This window comes from Planktothrix paucivesiculata PCC 9631 (assembly GCF_900009265.2).
Taxonomy (GTDB): domain Bacteria; phylum Cyanobacteriota; class Cyanobacteriia; order Cyanobacteriales; family Microcoleaceae; genus Planktothrix; species Planktothrix paucivesiculata.
Map to the genome: position 1 here is coordinate 55,329 of NZ_LR734992.1, position 15,636 is coordinate 70,964.

Sequence of the window (15,636 nt, forward strand, 5' to 3'; positions counted from 1 at the left end):
CCTGGTCAAACACTTACACCAGAAATCGACGGGAACTAAATCTCAACCACGGATTGAGAAATCGCCTGCTGTTGAGCCAGCGTAGCATACTTGCTATCTGCCTCAATAAAGTTAATCTCAGGTTCCTTGCTCAAATTAGACAAATCCTGGTAAATCTCGTAATCTTTCCTCCCGGGTAAATCCCAAACAACCAGCGTAATTTCAGACCAAAAATTTAAGGGTTCAGGTTTGACCAAATCTCCAATGACTCCCAAGCGAGTTATGCCATATTTAGAACGCAATAGGGTAGCTGCTTGACGAGCCAAATCCCACCAAACTGCTTTTCGTTGGGCATCTTGCCAGCTTAGAGTTTCTGTTTCTAATAACGCGGTTACCCACTCAACGGGTGGCAAGACCTTTAAAGCATCTGCTAAACCGCATGTCATCAATAACATCCCTATCAAATTGCGAATGCCTTCTTTACCGCCAATTTGAGGTTTCCCATCCCAGAACTCAAACTTGGCTTCTGGAGACCAAGCAATGTATTGTTCAAAAGAAATCGGTACTGGCTCTAACTGCAATTGGGGATTAAATGGTAAACATCCCCAGCCTAAACCATTCTCTACCGCTCGCAGTCTTCGACCTTCTGGCTGTGTGTCTTCAATATAAACAATGGGAGGGTCTTGGGGCCAGCTATACCAGTCTTCATCTTCTCTCCACAAATTGTTGGGGGCAAAAACTAACCCAGGTACGCTTTGCGGTCGGTAGCATCCTGATGGGTCAGGAGCCATTCGCTCGTATTTTCCGTTGAATAAGCGCCAAAATTCGATTTCCTTTTGGGCCGGATTGAGAATAACGTACTCTGGCACTCCACCTGCTGCGTAATAGTCTCGTTTGATGATGCGGTCTGCGTATTCATGTCCGGGTCGCAGCACTTCGATGACAATTTCGGCTGGCCCTTCCAGGTAGTATTCTCTGAGTGTGTTGCGCGGTGGCCCTAAAAATAATAGGATGTCTGGGGTGAAGCCATTGTTGCCTAGGCGCATGACAAAATCGCGGCTGAATGATTGTCCTCCTAGTCTTTCTGCGATTTCCCACAAGGAGTGGCTGATATAACTGCGGATGGGATTGTGATGGTTTTCTTCTCCTCTAAAGCCGGGTAGCAGGTCTTCGGGTTGGTAGTGGAAACTGGCTGCCCAGGTTTGTAAGGTGGTGGTGATGGCTTCTGTACTGTCTGGAATGGGCGCGTTATAGGTAAGATGGAGAGCTTCTAGCCATTGTTGTATGGGGGCTAGGGCTATGGCGGCCCGCGCTCCCCATCCGGTGAGAATTTGTTTGAGTAGCAGACGGCTGCCAACTAGGGTATTACCGACGATTAGCTTGGATTCGATCAATTCTAGTTTGGCTTCTGGGCCGGCGTCGATAAATTCGTTGAACAGGTTTGATGTCATTGCCGCATCTCCTTGAATACCAGTATTTTTTGTACTGATGTTCTAGCCTTACTTTTAAAGAGTTTAAAGTATTAACCCTTGAAATGGTTAAGTTATATGAGTGACTTGAAACGTTATTGGATTGTTATCCATTATGAAACCGAGTTGACGGCAGAAACGGAGTGGGATGCTTGCCATAATATTCGTCTGGGCAATAGGATTGTTGAAGAGGCGAGTATTGCTGCCCAAGAGATTTCTTTCAATGCCGATATCAAAGCGTTGATTACTCAAACGAGGCTTACTGTTCGTAAAGAAGCGACTCTGGCTATTATTCTTAATCAACTCTACCATAAATTACAAGATTTTTCTTGGCTCGCAGATGGGCTACCGCCAGAGATACAATCCCAGGTGGAGGCTCTATCGGTTGAACAACTTGAAGACTTAAGTAGGGGTAAAGACAAGATACGCGCAAAATTTATCACGATGTAAAGTTGTGTAACAAAATTACTCAGAAGCCTAAATTTAACTTTTCATCTAGTGCTTGTGGAATCGTATCGAGATCAATCCGATAATCGCCAAAANTCATCTGCGGAATGTGGGTTTCAAACCCGTATTCGTTCCTAATCCAAATAAACATAGTAATAACCGTCTTTGCAAAATCTTTTTATCTGCTGTATGAATAACCCAAAATGCTGATTGTCAGAGCATTTTACCAAACTAATTGCACAGGATAACTTGCAAATACGGTATCTCTAGTCACTATAGAAATGTTCTCTCCCAAACTTTGAGAAATTATTAAGCGATCAAATGGGTCTTTGTGGTGAAAAGGTAGCTTGCCTAACTCATCCAAATGTTCTGGTCTTATTTCCAGCAACTCAATGGCATTACCGTAGACCTGATGCTTGACCAACTCAGTCATAGTCATGCCCAGTTGTAGTTTACCGATACTAATCTTGATAGACATCTCCCATAAGCTGGCAATACTCAAAAATCTTTGATTGCTTGGCTGTTCGATCAACTTTTTGGCTGTATTACTCAGATTAAGGCTACCGTCTATGAACCATAAAAACGTATGAGTGTCAAGCAAGATTTTCATGGAGCGTATTCCTCAAAATCTGCCAATGGCTCATCAAAATCATCCGACATAATCACCTTACCCTTAGCACTGCCGAATTTGGGGATAGCTCCCACTCCAACAAGCGGCACAATTAGGAAAGCTGCCCCATCACTGCGTGTGATTACAACTTCTTCTCCGCTTGCTGCTTCTTCAATCAATTCTGCTAGTTTTGTTTCAGCTTCTTTCAAGTTAACTTGGTGCATTGATATTCTCTACCAAAACCCGATGTCTTGAATATAACTTCACAGCAAGCAAGTTCACGAGAAAATATCCTAGAACATCGCACTCTTTGTAGATGAAAAACTAAGCGTCAGAGAATGGGTATTATCTTAACCTAACTCTCCCTAATTATTATTACGCAAGCAACACAGCTTTCATCTTCTGGGGAAGGCTGTTTTCACACGGGTTGAGAAATTAAGACACGGAAAGCCGAGGTAACGTTAAAACTTTTTCCAAATATTCCAGATACAGCAGTTGTCGAGGCGTAAATTCTACACGCTGTTGCAACACATCCAGCAACGCGATTTCCAGTTCATCTAAGTCCAAACTTCGGAGTCGTAATACCTTTGAAGCAACTTGTAAAAATTCCTCTGTTGGCTCATCAATTTCTACTAAATCTCGACTGTAAAATTGCAGCATTTCACTCCCCAAGTTCAGCACAATTAACCCAGAAGTTCCTGTGCCTTCCACCCTTCCCCAATACCCATTCCAGCGATTGTCCGAGGGAGCAAAGGTTAGGTTCGGGTCAATGTTGACAACGGCAAAGTCCCCCGATACAAATAAGCGGGGGTCATCAAGACTGGCTTCTTCGGCCAGCAGTAGAGCAGCTTCTTTGGGAGTCCGAGCTTGACCTGTAGCAATTAAATCTAAGATTTGTTTTTGTTGTTTTCGAGGCAGTTTCAGTAAGGAATAAGCCGCTTGAATACTAACGGTGTTGAGAATTGAACGCCAAGCATCAGCCCATTCTTCGTTTCCGGCTTTGATTTCCCAATCAATCTGAGCCACGACTTTAGCCGCTTTAGTATAAGTGACACCCGAACCCAAACCCACCTTAGCAGCAACTAAATCACGGGTGGTTCCCTTCCTACCTTCTGAAAATATATCCATAAGGTTGTCGGGTTCATCAATTTTAAGTCCGGCTTCTTGCCGTTGTTTGGCGCGCGCCGATTCAATTTCTTTCCAAGAGTTGGCTTCTCGAACTTTTTGTTCCCGGGTTTTGGGTCGGGCGAGATTTTCACTCAGGAGGGCTTCGAGTTCACAGAGTCGGTTGGGAAAGGCTCGAATTTCAACGGGAATGGCGCTCCACTTTAATTGTAGGGCAGCTTGCCAGCGTCGATGACCACTAACAATAATCTGTTTTGGGGTGATGAGAATGGGGTTAATCCAATTGGACAATTGAATTTGTTCGACCAATTCCTCGATGTTCATCCGACCATAGATTTTCAGGTAGCGGGGATGGGGTTTGAGGGTTTTGGGGTCTACGGTTGTTACAGTGGAGTGGGCATCGGGTAGAGAGGACAAGTGGGATAGTTCGTTGACAGTTTAATGATTTGGGATTAAGTATACTCGCCATTTTAAGCGATCGCTTCACTGAACGAAATGAATCAAACCGAACATAGTGGAAAATTTTCCACTATGTTGTTTAAATTTGTCCCGGTTCCTTATACAGCAGCACTTCGGACAGTTGGCGATAGCCTTCGGCTGGGCGGAGCCCATCGCTAACGGTAGAATAAGGGTTCTAGGCTTTTACTCAAAAACTGTCCAGGGTATTGAAATAAATAAGTTAACTTTTAATCCCACCAATAGGAAATAATCACGGCATCTGTTCGACTGGGAAAATCGGGACTCCAGAGTGCTTTTTTCAGCCGCCATTCTAATTGTTGATCAGAAGCATCACAAACTTCTACAACATCGGCTTGCCATTTTTTACCCAAGTCCAAAAGTTTTGATACAGTTACGTCTTGGTTTTGGGTGAGCAAATAAAGGGTATCAGCTGGATAGGGAATAAAATGAATGATACTGGTTTCAGGCATAGGGCGATAATTAGCCATTGCCAGCAGTGTATCTACCAACCCGCCAAAGCTTAAACCGTCTTCATCGGGAGCAAAAATCGGTTTGGTAAATAGAAAACTAGCCCATAACCCTTGATGAACGCAGAGGTCATGAATCACTTGTTGACCATCAAATTGATTAAAACGACGCTGCCAAACCAAAGCGGCAAAGAGTTCTTGAGGGGAATAAGATTGAGCGATGGATTGTATTTGATTAACGTCCAGCATGATTGATGGGGATTGTTTAAAATCGATATCTTGATCATAATCGGTTTGATAGGAATCCTTTGATTGTGGTCTGCTCAATCAATAAGATGAGAAGAGCATTTTTCAGTCAATGCTGACTGACACTACAGTTGGTGACCCATTGGCAAGCTAGACAATTCAGTGTTAAAATTAAACTCGGTTTTCAGCAAATCAATCTATTCATGGCTTCAGAGCGTTATCCTGAAAATTGGAAGGAACTAGCATGGTCGGTTAAAGAAGCAGCGAATTGGCAATGTCAAAAATGTGGTTTATTCTGTATAAAACCTGGAGAACCTTTATCAGATGCTATCAAATTACGTCGCCGAGCTTATACACTGCAAGTCCATCACTGGAATCATAACCCGGCTGATAATCGTTTAGAAAATTTGGTTCCGTTGTGTACAAGTTGCCATCTGGCTTGTCATCGTCGCAGTCGAGGAAATATTTCCCCAGGGCAGTTATCCCTTAACTTAAAATTATCCTAATTCTGAATTGAACACTGAAGTTTTGGCGCTTATTTCTTCAAGTCCGGCTTCAATTAAAGCTCGGTTTAAATCCTCAACTAAATCCAGAGATTTAGCCTGGTTATTGAGGTAAACTGTATCTAAAGAGTCTCCTTGTACTTTTAATATACCCAATACATCTCGCCATTGTTTTTCGGAAGAGTTAAACTTTCGCCCAGACAATTTATTAAGGATTAGATCTTCAGGTGAGGCGAGAAAAACTGTTGCACCTGATCGAGCTTCCCATCAACAGTCGCTGTTCGGGTGTTCGTTGTTTTAATAGCCAGAATCCTAATAAATCAACTTCTGGTGTTGTATCTTGAGATTGAGGTTGATAGCCCGGTTTGATTGTAAATTTAGGAAGAATTTGAGCCATAAGATTAAATCTGGAGCTAGGAGTTATCAGTCAGAATTACAATCAATAGTTAACGAAGTAATTGAGAGTTAATCTCCGGCTAACACTTCTTTATTATCGATAATAAACCATTCATGATAGACGATAGCAACAAATAAATTGTCTTCTTTAAGTTGATCACAAATTGCTAAATATCCTGACATAAAATCATCATAATAGGTAGTATCTTTTAGAAAGAGCGTAACCGAATTCCCATTTGCACTCCAAATCGTTCTTAAAATTGTTAGATTGTAATGCTGAGATTGATCTATAGGCAGAAGAACTGAACGACCCTCAATTTCAAGAATTTCAACGGTCTGCCAGCGCAAAACCGATTCCCAACTTTCAGGGCCTTCATGCTTTTCAATAATTCTATCCCAGCGCAAAGTGTTTATTTTTTCTAGGGTTTGTTGTGATAAGTCTGAAAATTTCATTCGTTCCAAATTTCCTTAATAATTTTTTAAGAGATTTAATGAACACGAGTTTCATTGGTAGATAACAATTATAATAGAACTGTCCCTGTCCCAACATCTTACTCGTTACCGATATGGCTCCTCTAGTTGCCAAACGTACTGCTCGTGCTATGTCTCGGATTTTTGATTTCGATTCCTTTACACCTGAAGAAATCAACAGAAGGGAATCTGAAAAAAAAGAATTGGATCAACGATGCTATAAACACTTTGAAAAAATTCGGAATCGTTTGCTTGAAACCCATTATAATTGGTGTGTTGCCATTGAGCCTGAAAGCGGTTATTATTTGCTAGATTCAAATTGGGAGCGTTTAGTCGGGAGAGTGAAGATTTACTGTCCTAAAAGCCAACTGATGCTCTACGGAATTAACGAAACCGGAACCTGCGGAAAAATATGATTGAGGGACTATTTTTGTGGGTGGGAAACATAGTGGAAAATTTTCCACCATGTTCCTTTTCCAATTTAGATCTTTACTATGCTTAACCCCAACTCAAGGCAGTTTTCACGTCCACTTCAATCGGAACTTGCTGCAAATATTGTTGCCCTGCCTCAATCATCACTTTTTTAAGAAGAAGAGTTGTTTTTTTAAGGGTTTGTTGGGGACATTCTAAGAGAATTTCATCATGGACTACACCAATCAACTTAGCTTCTGTATCCGGTAAAACCTCAAACAAACGAGCGATCGCTACTTTCAACAAATCGGCTGAAGTACCCTGAATCGGATGATTGAGCAACTCACACAGACGGGGTTTAGAGGCCCATCGTCTTCGACGTCCGCCAATTGTGCGAATCTCTCTTTGTCCCTGAGCATAAACCGTTTTCCTCACTTGTTCATGCCAATTCTTAACGCCTTGATAAGCCGTAAAAAACCTTTTTCTAAAAAGTTTAGCTTCCTCCAACGTCAACAAAACATCATATTTTTCCTCAGCATAAGCTTGCAATTTAGCTGCCCCCATTCCATAAATTAAGCCAAAATTTACAGATTTAGCAATTTGCCGATCTTCAGGCGTAATCTGTTCTAACAATTTCCCTGTAATTAAAGATGCCGTTAAAGCGTGTAAATCCTCCCCTTTAGAATAAGCATTTAACATCCGGCGATCGCTCGATATTTCAGCAACAATTCTGAGTTCAATTTGGCTATAATCTGCTTTAATAATTTGATAGCCTGGTTCGCAAATAAAGCAGGTTCGCATTCCTTGAGCAGTACAATTTCTGGGAATATTTTGTAGATTAGGTTGTTGACAACTAAAGCGACCTGAACGCGCTCCACACTGTCGATAACTGGGGTGAATTCTCCCTGTTTTGGGATGAATATGTTTAGGCAAAGCTTCTACAAAGTTAGAACATAAAGATGCTAACTTTCGATAGTGGAGGAGAAATTGTAGAATGGGATATTCACGAGCTTTAGGAATTAATTCATTTTTACGGGTTGATTGAACCGGAATATTAAGCGCACGGAGAGCTTGTAAAACTTGGGAAGTAGAACGAGGATTAAGCGTTTCTGTTAATTCTGGAAATAGAGATAATTGGGGGCTAGGGGCTGGCTTTAAACCCGCATTGATTAATTGAGTTAATACCCTCTGTTCTTGAGCTTTTAACTCAGAACCTACCTGCTGCCATGCTATTGCATCAAGTCGCATTCCATTCAGTTCCATTTGGGCAACGGCGGGCAACGCATCAAACTCGATTTGAGCCGTTTCTAATAATCCTGCATTTTGAAGTTTAGAATGCAGTCGAGTTTTTAGTTTCAGTAATACAGCCGCATCTAATGCTGCATATTCTAACTGAGCCGTTGAAAGTTTACCCCCAAAATTACTAAACTGTAAACTTTTATCAAGTTTAACCTTTAAAAATTCCCAAGCTAAAGATTGAAGATCATGATCTTTCTTGAGTCCTGAACGTAATACTTGACTGGCTAACATCACATCAAAAAAAGGCCCTGATGGACGAAGATTTGCCATTTCTAGCATTTTCCAATCAAACTTAGCATTTTGGAAAATTTTCAGCGCACGGCTATTGAGGAGTTTTTTTAAAAGTTGACACCCCCTCGTTCCCATAGCAGTTAAATCAATAATTAGAATCGGGTGTTGAGGAACAGCAATTTGAATCAGGCAAATCCGATCTATGAATGGATCTAGTCCTGTTGTTTCAGTATCAATAGCCAGAACAGGAGCTTTCATTAAAGGAAATAAAGCCTTTTTAAGCTGATCATCATTAGTAATAAAGTTATAGTTCATAAGCAGGTGGTGGATAAGAAAAGGGTAAAAAATTAGATTTCAGAAGCTTTATCAATTACAATGAGATACGTTTCAACTGTAACCGGACGAAGAGTACCCCAAAAAATTTCTAAAGGGAGTTTGATTACGTTGGCTTTCGTTTGTTTAAGAAATCCTCGGAAAGTTTGCGAGCGCTCATCGTTTTTGATATTCATTGAATTACTGACAACGCTAACCAACCGACCAGAAGATGCCAAAAACAGATGATAAGCGCGTTGAATCATATCTAAATCAATTCCCCGAACTTTATAAGTAGAAAAGGGAGGATTCATTAAAATCCGGTTGTATTGGCGTTGAGGTTGAGATGTTAAGAAATCACTCCCGACTAAATTAAATCCTTTTTGAAAAAGAATCTGGCGCAATAGAAGGTCAATTTCAATCACATCTACAATTGCACCCGATTGAACCATTGCTTCAGCCAAAACTCCATCTCCTGCCGTCGGTTCTAAACCATATAATCCTGGGGTAATCTGTGCTTCTTCCAGCATTATTTTAATCAGTTGAGGAGAAGACGGGAACCAAGAATAAGGCGGAGTTTCTTTAACTTTCTGATATAGAATTGTCTCCACAAAAGATGTATTTTCCATTATTCAATATTTTTCTGCCAATTTCGTAATAACTTAAATTTTGTTGTTTCTTTGCGACACTGATGAATCTGACAAAATATCCGTTGTCGCCAGCGATTAACTTCTTTATCTACAACTAAAACGAGATGGGAATAGTTCACAAGTCAACTCCTAATAGGGTTTTACGTTGTGAATCCGCCGATAGGCGGGATTTTAATTACTCCTATCGGCTGAAAGATCTAATCAATATGGGTCGTTAAAGTAAGGTATAAATTTCATTCACCCTATAGATTCCTGTTATGAACAACTCCAACAATATCGATCCCAATGAATCTGGTTATAGCAATAATGGCTATGACAATAATCAGCAATCAAAGCCTTATGGTGTACCCGATAGGTTTGCAGATGGCTATCAAGAAAACGTTTTTGAGGGAGATTTGAACTTAGCAGATACCCCTTGGACAGAAACGGCATCCCATCCTAACCCTCAATTTAATAATGGGATAAAAAATCCTTTGGGGTATTCCAATTTTGAGGCAAATGACCTGGAATTGTAAGGCAAAACACTATCAAGAGTGACTAATCAAATCAAAATAATCCGATCTATCAATGAGCAGAAGATTATTATTAAAATCGGGGCAATTTGGGCTGGCGACTTTCAGTTTAACGTTATTCCTGTCAACGGGTTTCCATCAATCCCAATTAACCGCGACCCAAACCAATATTGATGCAACCGAACTGCCTACTCGAATTTTAGAAATCCCTAGTGTTAATCAACAAGGAAACCCCACTTTCACTCATGCCCTTGTCCCTGATTGGACACAAATTTCTTTTTCCCAAATGCCCCCTATTAGTCAATCCGGTTCTAATCAACCTAAAGGACAAGAAACTGAACTTAATCGAACCTGGACAACAGGACAAACACCCGATCAATTTCTAACATTAGGAGATATTAGCCCAGCATTAAAACCAGAACTTTTATCAGTGGGTTTTATTGCACAGCAAACGGGACTAAATTTAGAGCAGGTTGCTTTAAGTGCTTTCCCCCTAATAGGTCAACAAACTTTAAACCAACTGATTGAAGCAATTCCCCTTTTAGCTCAATTCAAAGTTGAAGAGATTGCGCCAGTAGCAGACCTACTCACCACCCAAGCTGCTAATCTTAATTGGAGGAATCAAACCTTAACTCAGGTGCTCAGTAGCAACCCCCAGCTTGGAGAATTAAAACTCGGACAAATTGATTTGTCCTCCTATTCAATGTCTTCTCTTCCTAACTTAGAAAGTACACAACTCGGTGCATTGTCAGGATGGCAAACTACTCAAATTCAAGATGTACCAGGACTGAACACCTTACCCCTATCTGATTTTCCTAATTCTGTGACTGAATTCGGTGATTTAGTGATGCGAATTGATACCATTTATGGCCCCGCAGAAGGACGACGAACTAACACAATTTCGGGTTCTGATGTTGAAGGGTTTTCTGTTAATTGTCAGGGGAGTCAATGCGCTTACATCGAACTGGATGATTTAGAAAATATCGGTCGCAGTGCGCGGGGTTCCTTGGAAGGGAAACAATGGATGAGTGGGAAATACCAAGAAGTTGAGGGCGGTTGGGGTTGTCTTCAGGGAATCAACGGAGGTAAGGAACCCACAGGTAGATTACCTTTTGGTAGTGCTTTTAAAGTTGTTGTGATGGAACCTGACGAACAAACCGACACCGTATCAACAGCTTTATTCTTTCGGTTCTGTTCTCCCTGTGGTTGCTCTCCGTATTTTATTGGGCCCGTTCCCTTCTTCACCTATCGAGTTAATTCTCCCATTTTTGTTGGAGTGTTAGAACCCTCGCCGCTTGGATTTTCCTCGATACCAACACAAGCAGATGTTTCAACAGAATCTTCTGTTATGTCCCCAAAAAGTTTGCTTTCTCCACGTTCTCGTCAGACTCAATCAAAGTTAACTTATGGACAGGTGCAAGGCGTTAATATTGAAGTGTTGTCTGAAGCGATCGCGAGTTTAGAAAGCAGCAATTTAGACTTAGCCATTGGCCCTTATGTTTGTGCAGATAACAATCGCAATTGTGGTAGGGCTTTAGGCAAATATCAATTAATGAGTTACAACGAATATGCAAGCGGTATGATTGCCTCAAAACCTGGAGGAGAAACATTTTTAGCCCAACTTGCTAAGGGATATCAACCCACAGAAACAGAACTATTTCAATATTTTCCCCCGGCGGATCAAGAGGCGGTATTTGTCCAAAGTCTCATTGATAAACTTAACGCCACCGTTGCAGAAATTGACCCAACAACAGGGCAATTGTTTGAGGGTGAACGCTTAATTGAACGAGTCGCTCAAAAACACTTTGGCGGCGATTCTTCTCAGGTTGATGGTCAAGCCACAGATGCTTTTGGTCGGTTGACCTTAAAAAGTTATGGTCTTGATGTTTTAGGACGTTATCAAGTTAATGGTGGAACCGTTATTAGTACCAATACCAGCTTGAATAGCCAGTGATTAACCCGTTAAGGAGGCTAAATAAATGTTACTAAGAAACAGACAGAAACCCAAAATTATTGTTTCTAATCATTCGATTAATGCTCGATTAAGCCCAAAAGTTTTTGTATTACCTAATCGAGCTTTAATACCTGTGTATAAACCTCAAAACATAGAACCTAAACCGCCTCGTTCTTTTTTATGGGTAGGAAGATGGTTTCGGTTTGGAGTGGCGTTATTTCTGTTCTTATCAATGCTATTAGGAACAAGCGGTTGTAGTTCAAACCCGACATCAGTATCTTGGTTAAAAGCCACTGAACTTGTTCCAGTTGATTTAGTCAAAAGAGTGATTACTGAAAATTCTCAACTCAATCCTCAAGAAGTTTTATCCAGTGTAAACGCTTTTACCATTAAAGGAAAAGCAGGTCAATTAACTGTTTTTAACTTCAATCATCAAGGACTATGTGGAAAAGCCAAGTGTTTATATGTAGGTTATCTAATTTCTAAAAATACTACCCCTGTTCCTGTATTGACAACCTATCTAAACCCTAACTTACCTCCCCAAACTCCATTATTTAAAATCGTGAGTGATCCTTCCCTCTCCTCTGATTTACCTTGCTTACAAATACAGCAATCGATTGGAAAGAGTATGCGACAGAGTAAATGGTGTTTTAATAATCATCAATACCAAATTGTACAAACTTCTGTGATTGAATCTACTGATAAACAAAAGTAAAGAAAAAAATCCCCTCATCCTAATGGAAAAAGGGAATTTTATAGGAAATAATTGGAGAGATCTTTATTCATCCAGATCTTGATCAAATTCATCTAAATCTAAATCTTCATCAAACTCATCATCATCTTCAACAACAGATGCAATAATTTTACGAGGAGGTTTAGAGGAAGCGATTGCTTTTTTCCCATCTTCTTCCTCAGAGAAAGAAGGAGGAAGAACTTGAATTTGAGGTTCAGATGTTCCAGGTATTGCAGGTGTTTCTGTAAACCCTAAAATGGTATCATGCAGACCCCAAATTGACTTTTTCTGCTGAGTTTTTCCTAGATAGAGCGAAGGAAAATTGTTAACCGTCGGTTTAATATAGCTAACGGTTTTACAGCAGTAGCTTTTATTAGAACCTTCACCTTCCTTGACACCTTTGAATTGCACATCAAGAATACCCAAACTGCGCCATTTATCGTTTTTGCTACTAAAAGGAATTTGTAAGTAGTCAGAAAATGCTTTCTCCAGTAAGCGATAAAATTCTTCTCGAACCGCCTTAAAACTCCACAATGCAACATTCTTAAACCTAACCACAATCGGAGTATTGTGTAAAGGACGGTTCATTTCATCTAAAAAAATGAGCGCGTGTTCACTAACAACATCCATTATCTTTTTATTCAGTTGACTTTTGTATTCTTCATACAAGCCAACAACACTACCTCCCAAATCAGGAATATCGTTTTTATAACGAATGTATTCAGGAATAAATGCTAATACACAAAAGCGACATTTAGACAGTAATAAACCCGTTACATCTTCTGTTAAACTAATGGTTGTCATTTCCTCATCGGTTGGGAAAACTAACCAATTCGCTTTTTCTAATTGATCTTCGGGAATCAAAATACCCGCAACTTGTTCATTAACAACAATCCCATAGGGAAGAATGGGTCGTCTAACAAAATTGTAACGGGATTCTAAAAGTTCTGAGTCAATTTCAAAATTCAGGTTTTCGGGCTGTAAAGAAGTTTGATCTTCAGCCCTTTTTAGATTCGTAGAGCTTTTAGCTCTGACTTTACCATTCGTCTTAACCATTTAAAAACAGAGATAAATTTTCCGCCCTTACAAGGCGGTAGCCTCCCCTTAACAGTTATCAGTTAACAGTTAACAGTTGGGAGTTATCAAGCAATTATTTTAATTCATTCTTGAGGTGTAATTCTAATTTTAATTTAATCTGTCTTGGGTTTGAATAGTGAATTGCTTTTAATTCAGTAAATTAAGGATAATTTATTGGAGTTGTAATATGAATAATTTTAATCCGATTTTGGCTCAGACTTCTCAAAAAACAGAACAACCCCTTCCTTTATTTTCATTAGATTTTAAAGGATTGTTTCAAGAGTATAATAACCCAGAAGGATATTTAACCCTAGGGATGTTTATTGTTCTACTGGTAGCCTCTCGATTTATAGGCGGGAGTCGAGGAAAAATTACCACCGGAAAACAATGTGGAACCCTGGAAAAAGTAGGTGCAACTCGGTTAGCACTTCAACAAATTAAAGAGAATAAACATAATAAAGTAACGTTGTGGTGTGGGAGTCCTCGCTATTGGTGGCGGGGATTAAAATTAAGAGGTTTTGTAGCAACTTTTCAAACGGCTTTAGGCGCCAGTCCAACGGTTTGGTTACCCCATGCAGAACGCTCAATTTTAGTGATTGGAGCGCCGGGATCTGGTAAAACATTTTCAACGATTGATCGAGCAATTGAAAGTGCAATGGTGCAAGGATTTCCTATTCTTCTTTACGATAAAAAAGGAGATCAACTTAAACTTCATGCTCCTTTAGCTGCTCGTTACGGTTATAAAGTTTGGGTGTTTGCACCTGGGGAAGCTTATTCTGGTGTAATTAATCCCCTCGATTTTATGAAATCTCCTCAAGATTCGGTAATGGCGGGAGAAATTGGTCAAGTTATTAATCGAAATGCAAGTTCTAATCAAGGAAAAAGTGATGAATTTTTCTCAAAAGCTGGAGATTTATTAGCTAAAGCTTTACTGCAATTAGTGAAAGGGTCAAAGTATCCTGATATGGCAATGTTGTATGCAATTTTGAGGTTGCCGAATTTAGTAAAACGGCTTGATTATGCGATTCAATCTCGGCAAATTGATGAGTGGGTAGCCACGAGTTTTAATCAATTTTTGAGTGCAAAAGATGCTGAAAAAACCATCTCAGGAATTCTAACAACCGCAGCCGGAACGTTTAGTAATTTTATTCAAGCTGATTTACTGCGAGCTTTTTTGGGGAAATCGGATATTCCGACTCGGTTTGAAGGTCGTCAAATGATAGTTTTTAAACTTGATGATGAGCGACGCTCTGTTGTTGGGCCTTTGTTGGCGGCGGCTATTCACTTGTTGGTGGTTTCTAATTTAAGTCGTCCTCGAAAAGATCCGTTGATTATTTCATTAGATGAATTTCCATCGATTCGATTAGAACGGATGCCACAATGGATTAATGAATATCGTTCTAATGGAGCTTGTTTTCTGTTAGGAATTCAAAGTTTGGAACAACTTTATGAAGGGTATGGGGAGAAAATGGGAGCCGCGATCGCTTCTGCGTGCAGCACCCACATTCTATTTAACCCTGGAAATACGGACACGGCAAAAAAATATTCAGAGCGTTATGGTGATCAAGAAATTTTGATCAAAAGTAAGTCTACCAGTCGCTCTTTTGGCGGTCAATCTGCCAGTAATCGCTCGATTAGTTGGAACGAATCTCTGCAAAAAATGCCTTTATTTTCCATTGACGAAATTTTGCGATTTCCCCAAGGACGATGTGTGATTACCAATCCCGGTTACAGTTCCGGTGGCGAAGGGTCGATTCCTTACGCACTGACAATCCCCATTCCTAAAGCGGATTTGAAGCGCAAAGATGAAAGTGAGGCGCTGTGGGATGAACAAGTTAGACCCCGTTTGGAAAGTCGGGTTAAACTGACTAATCTGGAGGGACTTACCGCCGCATTATACGAGCGTATTGAGGAGGCTGAACGGATGTTACCGTTACCTGATCCTGGGGGAAATGTTCCCCCGCAATCGCCAGACGCATCGAGGACGACCAGTAAGTATGGTTCAGATCCTTTAGATGCGATCGCTCATCAGACAGGACGTTCCAAACGAGTTTTTTCTACTGGAGGGATTGGGAAACGAGAAGAGTGATCCTTCACCAATGGAAAATTTTCCATTGGAGTTCGGGATTAGTTAAGAGCAAGTTGACTGATAAAACATACAGGATTTGCCATCGTATAACTTAATCGCACTCCTAGCTTAACTTCCCACAAGGCTCGTTTCTTTCTCCACCACTAAATTTGGGGTTAGAGGTCTAAAAGTACCTTCCACTAATCGCGCGCCTTTT

At 40.5% G+C, this 15,636-nt stretch carries 19 protein-coding genes; 7 read left to right on the forward strand and 12 right to left on the reverse strand.

The window, feature by feature from the left end:
* Positions 1-35 precede the first annotated feature (35 nt).
* Complete coding sequence (locus tag PL9631_RS02805; RefSeq protein WP_083616754.1) at positions 36-1,430, reverse strand: Uma2 family endonuclease; 1,395 nt, start codon at positions 1,428-1,430, stop codon at positions 36-38.
* A 96-nt stretch (positions 1,431-1,526) separates the two neighbouring features.
* On the opposite strand from PL9631_RS02805, the gene PL9631_RS02810 reads away from it, so the two are divergent.
* Positions 1,527-1,898, forward strand: a complete 372-nt coding sequence (locus tag PL9631_RS02810; protein ID WP_083616756.1) for a DUF4351 domain-containing protein — start codon at positions 1,527-1,529, stop codon at positions 1,896-1,898.
* Positions 1,899-2,118: 220 nt separating this feature from the next.
* Here the strand turns inward: PL9631_RS02810 and PL9631_RS02815 are convergent, their stop codons facing one another.
* The 4 genes from PL9631_RS02815 to PL9631_RS02830 form a co-directional block, all read right to left on the reverse strand.
* Complete coding sequence (locus tag PL9631_RS02815) at positions 2,119-2,505, reverse strand: type II toxin-antitoxin system VapC family toxin (RefSeq protein ID WP_083616758.1); 387 nt, start codon at positions 2,503-2,505, stop codon at positions 2,119-2,121.
* The gene (locus tag PL9631_RS02820) at positions 2,502-2,729 is read right to left on the reverse strand and encodes a type II toxin-antitoxin system Phd/YefM family antitoxin (RefSeq protein WP_083616760.1); all 228 of its coding nucleotides are present in this window, start codon (positions 2,727-2,729) and stop codon (positions 2,502-2,504) included. The genes PL9631_RS02815 and PL9631_RS02820 overlap by 4 nt, the downstream gene beginning before the upstream one ends.
* Before the next feature lie 211 nt (positions 2,730-2,940).
* On the reverse strand, positions 2,941-4,047 hold the full coding sequence (locus PL9631_RS02825; RefSeq protein WP_083616762.1) for a ParB N-terminal domain-containing protein: 1,107 nt from the start codon (positions 4,045-4,047) through the stop codon (positions 2,941-2,943).
* 269 nt (positions 4,048-4,316) lie between these two features.
* Entirely contained in the window at positions 4,317-4,883 is a 567-nt protein-coding gene (locus PL9631_RS02830) for a hypothetical protein (RefSeq protein WP_231516623.1), read from the reverse strand.
* Between the two features lie 122 nt (positions 4,884-5,005).
* Here PL9631_RS02830 and PL9631_RS02835 point away from each other — a divergent pair, with 122 nt between their 5' ends.
* A complete protein-coding gene (locus PL9631_RS02835) occupies positions 5,006-5,308 on the forward strand; it encodes an HNH endonuclease (protein WP_083616956.1) in 303 nt (100 codons plus the stop codon).
* Here the strand turns inward: PL9631_RS02835 and PL9631_RS02840 are convergent.
* From PL9631_RS02840 to PL9631_RS02850, 3 genes are all read right to left on the reverse strand, one after another.
* Positions 5,300-5,509: a hypothetical protein gene (locus PL9631_RS02840; protein WP_083616764.1), complete on the reverse strand. Its 210-nt coding sequence runs from the start codon at positions 5,507-5,509 to the stop codon at positions 5,300-5,302. The genes PL9631_RS02835 and PL9631_RS02840 overlap by 9 nt on opposite strands.
* 19 nt (positions 5,510-5,528) lie before the next feature.
* Entirely contained in the window at positions 5,529-5,702 is a 174-nt protein-coding gene (locus PL9631_RS02845; RefSeq protein WP_156090426.1) for a hypothetical protein, read from the reverse strand.
* A 68-nt stretch (positions 5,703-5,770) separates the two neighbouring features.
* Positions 5,771-6,154: a hypothetical protein gene (locus tag PL9631_RS02850; protein WP_083616766.1), complete on the reverse strand. Its 384-nt coding sequence runs from the start codon at positions 6,152-6,154 to the stop codon at positions 5,771-5,773.
* A 113-nt stretch (positions 6,155-6,267) separates the two neighbouring features.
* Between PL9631_RS02850 and PL9631_RS02855 the strand changes: the two genes are divergently transcribed.
* Positions 6,268-6,588, forward strand: a complete 321-nt coding sequence (locus PL9631_RS02855; protein ID WP_083616768.1) for a hypothetical protein — start codon at positions 6,268-6,270, stop codon at positions 6,586-6,588.
* Positions 6,589-6,670: 82 nt separating this feature from the next.
* On the opposite strand, the gene PL9631_RS02860 is transcribed toward PL9631_RS02855, so the two are convergent.
* From PL9631_RS02860 to PL9631_RS02870, 3 genes are read right to left on the reverse strand one after another with little or no spacing between them, the layout of a single operon-like run.
* Positions 6,671-8,428 carry a bifunctional 3'-5' exonuclease/DNA polymerase gene (locus PL9631_RS02860; protein ID WP_083616770.1) on the reverse strand — a complete coding sequence of 586 codons (1,758 nt, stop codon included), beginning with the start codon at positions 8,426-8,428 and terminating at the stop codon, positions 6,671-6,673.
* 32 nt (positions 8,429-8,460) lie between these two features.
* A complete protein-coding gene (locus PL9631_RS02865; protein ID WP_083616772.1) occupies positions 8,461-9,054 on the reverse strand; it encodes a methyltransferase in 594 nt (197 codons plus the stop codon).
* Positions 9,054-9,194 carry a hypothetical protein gene (locus PL9631_RS02870; protein ID WP_156090427.1) on the reverse strand — a complete coding sequence of 47 codons (141 nt, stop codon included), beginning with the start codon at positions 9,192-9,194 and terminating at the stop codon, positions 9,054-9,056. Before PL9631_RS02870 ends, PL9631_RS02865 begins: the two co-directional genes overlap by 1 nt.
* Positions 9,195-9,332: 138 nt before the next feature.
* On the opposite strand from PL9631_RS02870, the gene PL9631_RS02875 reads away from it, so the two are divergent.
* From PL9631_RS02875 to PL9631_RS02885, 3 genes are read left to right on the forward strand one after another with little or no spacing between them, the layout of a single operon-like run.
* A complete protein-coding gene (locus PL9631_RS02875) occupies positions 9,333-9,590 on the forward strand; it encodes a hypothetical protein (protein WP_083616774.1) in 258 nt (85 codons plus the stop codon).
* 52 nt (positions 9,591-9,642) lie between these two features.
* The gene (locus PL9631_RS02880) at positions 9,643-11,541 is read left to right on the forward strand and encodes a M23 family peptidase (protein ID WP_197046246.1); all 1,899 of its coding nucleotides are present in this window, start codon (positions 9,643-9,645) and stop codon (positions 11,539-11,541) included.
* A gap of 25 nt (positions 11,542-11,566) precedes the next feature.
* Positions 11,567-12,256 (forward strand): hypothetical protein, encoded by a 690-nt coding sequence (locus PL9631_RS02885; protein WP_083616776.1) that lies wholly within the window; start codon positions 11,567-11,569, stop codon positions 12,254-12,256.
* Positions 12,257-12,319: 63 nt separating this feature from the next.
* On the opposite strand, the gene PL9631_RS02890 is transcribed toward PL9631_RS02885, so the two are convergent.
* Complete coding sequence (locus PL9631_RS02890) at positions 12,320-13,330, reverse strand: DUF5895 domain-containing protein (RefSeq protein WP_083616778.1); 1,011 nt, start codon at positions 13,328-13,330, stop codon at positions 12,320-12,322.
* Positions 13,331-13,538: 208 nt separating this feature from the next.
* On the opposite strand from PL9631_RS02890, the gene PL9631_RS02895 reads away from it, so the two are divergent.
* Positions 13,539-15,440 carry a type IV secretory system conjugative DNA transfer family protein gene (locus tag PL9631_RS02895; protein ID WP_083616780.1) on the forward strand — a complete coding sequence of 634 codons (1,902 nt, stop codon included), beginning with the start codon at positions 13,539-13,541 and terminating at the stop codon, positions 15,438-15,440.
* Positions 15,441-15,636 lie beyond the last annotated feature (196 nt).

Coding starts and splice junctions, on each gene's coding strand:
- PL9631_RS02810 (WP_083616756.1), top strand. CDS start 1,527: ATGAGTGACTTGAAACGTTATTGGATTGTTATCCATTATGAAACCGAG.
- PL9631_RS02835 (WP_083616956.1), top strand. CDS start 5,006: ATGGCTTCAGAGCGTTATCCTGAAAATTGGAAGGAACTAGCATGGTCG.
- PL9631_RS02860 (WP_083616770.1), bottom strand. CDS start 8,428: ATGAACTATAACTTTATTACTAATGATGATCAGCTTAAAAAGGCTTTA.
- PL9631_RS02850 (WP_083616766.1), bottom strand. CDS start 6,154: ATGAAATTTTCAGACTTATCACAACAAACCCTAGAAAAAATAAACACT.
- PL9631_RS02880 (WP_197046246.1), top strand. CDS start 9,643: ATGAGCAGAAGATTATTATTAAAATCGGGGCAATTTGGGCTGGCGACT.
- PL9631_RS02855 (WP_083616768.1), top strand. CDS start 6,268: ATGGCTCCTCTAGTTGCCAAACGTACTGCTCGTGCTATGTCTCGGATT.
- PL9631_RS02875 (WP_083616774.1), top strand. CDS start 9,333: ATGAACAACTCCAACAATATCGATCCCAATGAATCTGGTTATAGCAAT.
- PL9631_RS02865 (WP_083616772.1), bottom strand. CDS start 9,054: ATGGAAAATACATCTTTTGTGGAGACAATTCTATATCAGAAAGTTAAA.
- PL9631_RS02895 (WP_083616780.1), top strand. CDS start 13,539: ATGAATAATTTTAATCCGATTTTGGCTCAGACTTCTCAAAAAACAGAA.
- PL9631_RS02815 (WP_083616758.1), bottom strand. CDS start 2,505: ATGAAAATCTTGCTTGACACTCATACGTTTTTATGGTTCATAGACGGT.
- PL9631_RS02890 (WP_083616778.1), bottom strand. CDS start 13,330: ATGGTTAAGACGAATGGTAAAGTCAGAGCTAAAAGCTCTACGAATCTA.
- PL9631_RS02805 (WP_083616754.1), bottom strand. CDS start 1,430: ATGACATCAAACCTGTTCAACGAATTTATCGACGCCGGCCCAGAAGCC.
- PL9631_RS02820 (WP_083616760.1), bottom strand. CDS start 2,729: ATGCACCAAGTTAACTTGAAAGAAGCTGAAACAAAACTAGCAGAATTG.
- PL9631_RS02845 (WP_156090426.1), bottom strand. CDS start 5,702: ATGGCTCAAATTCTTCCTAAATTTACAATCAAACCGGGCTATCAACCT.
- PL9631_RS02885 (WP_083616776.1), top strand. CDS start 11,567: ATGTTACTAAGAAACAGACAGAAACCCAAAATTATTGTTTCTAATCAT.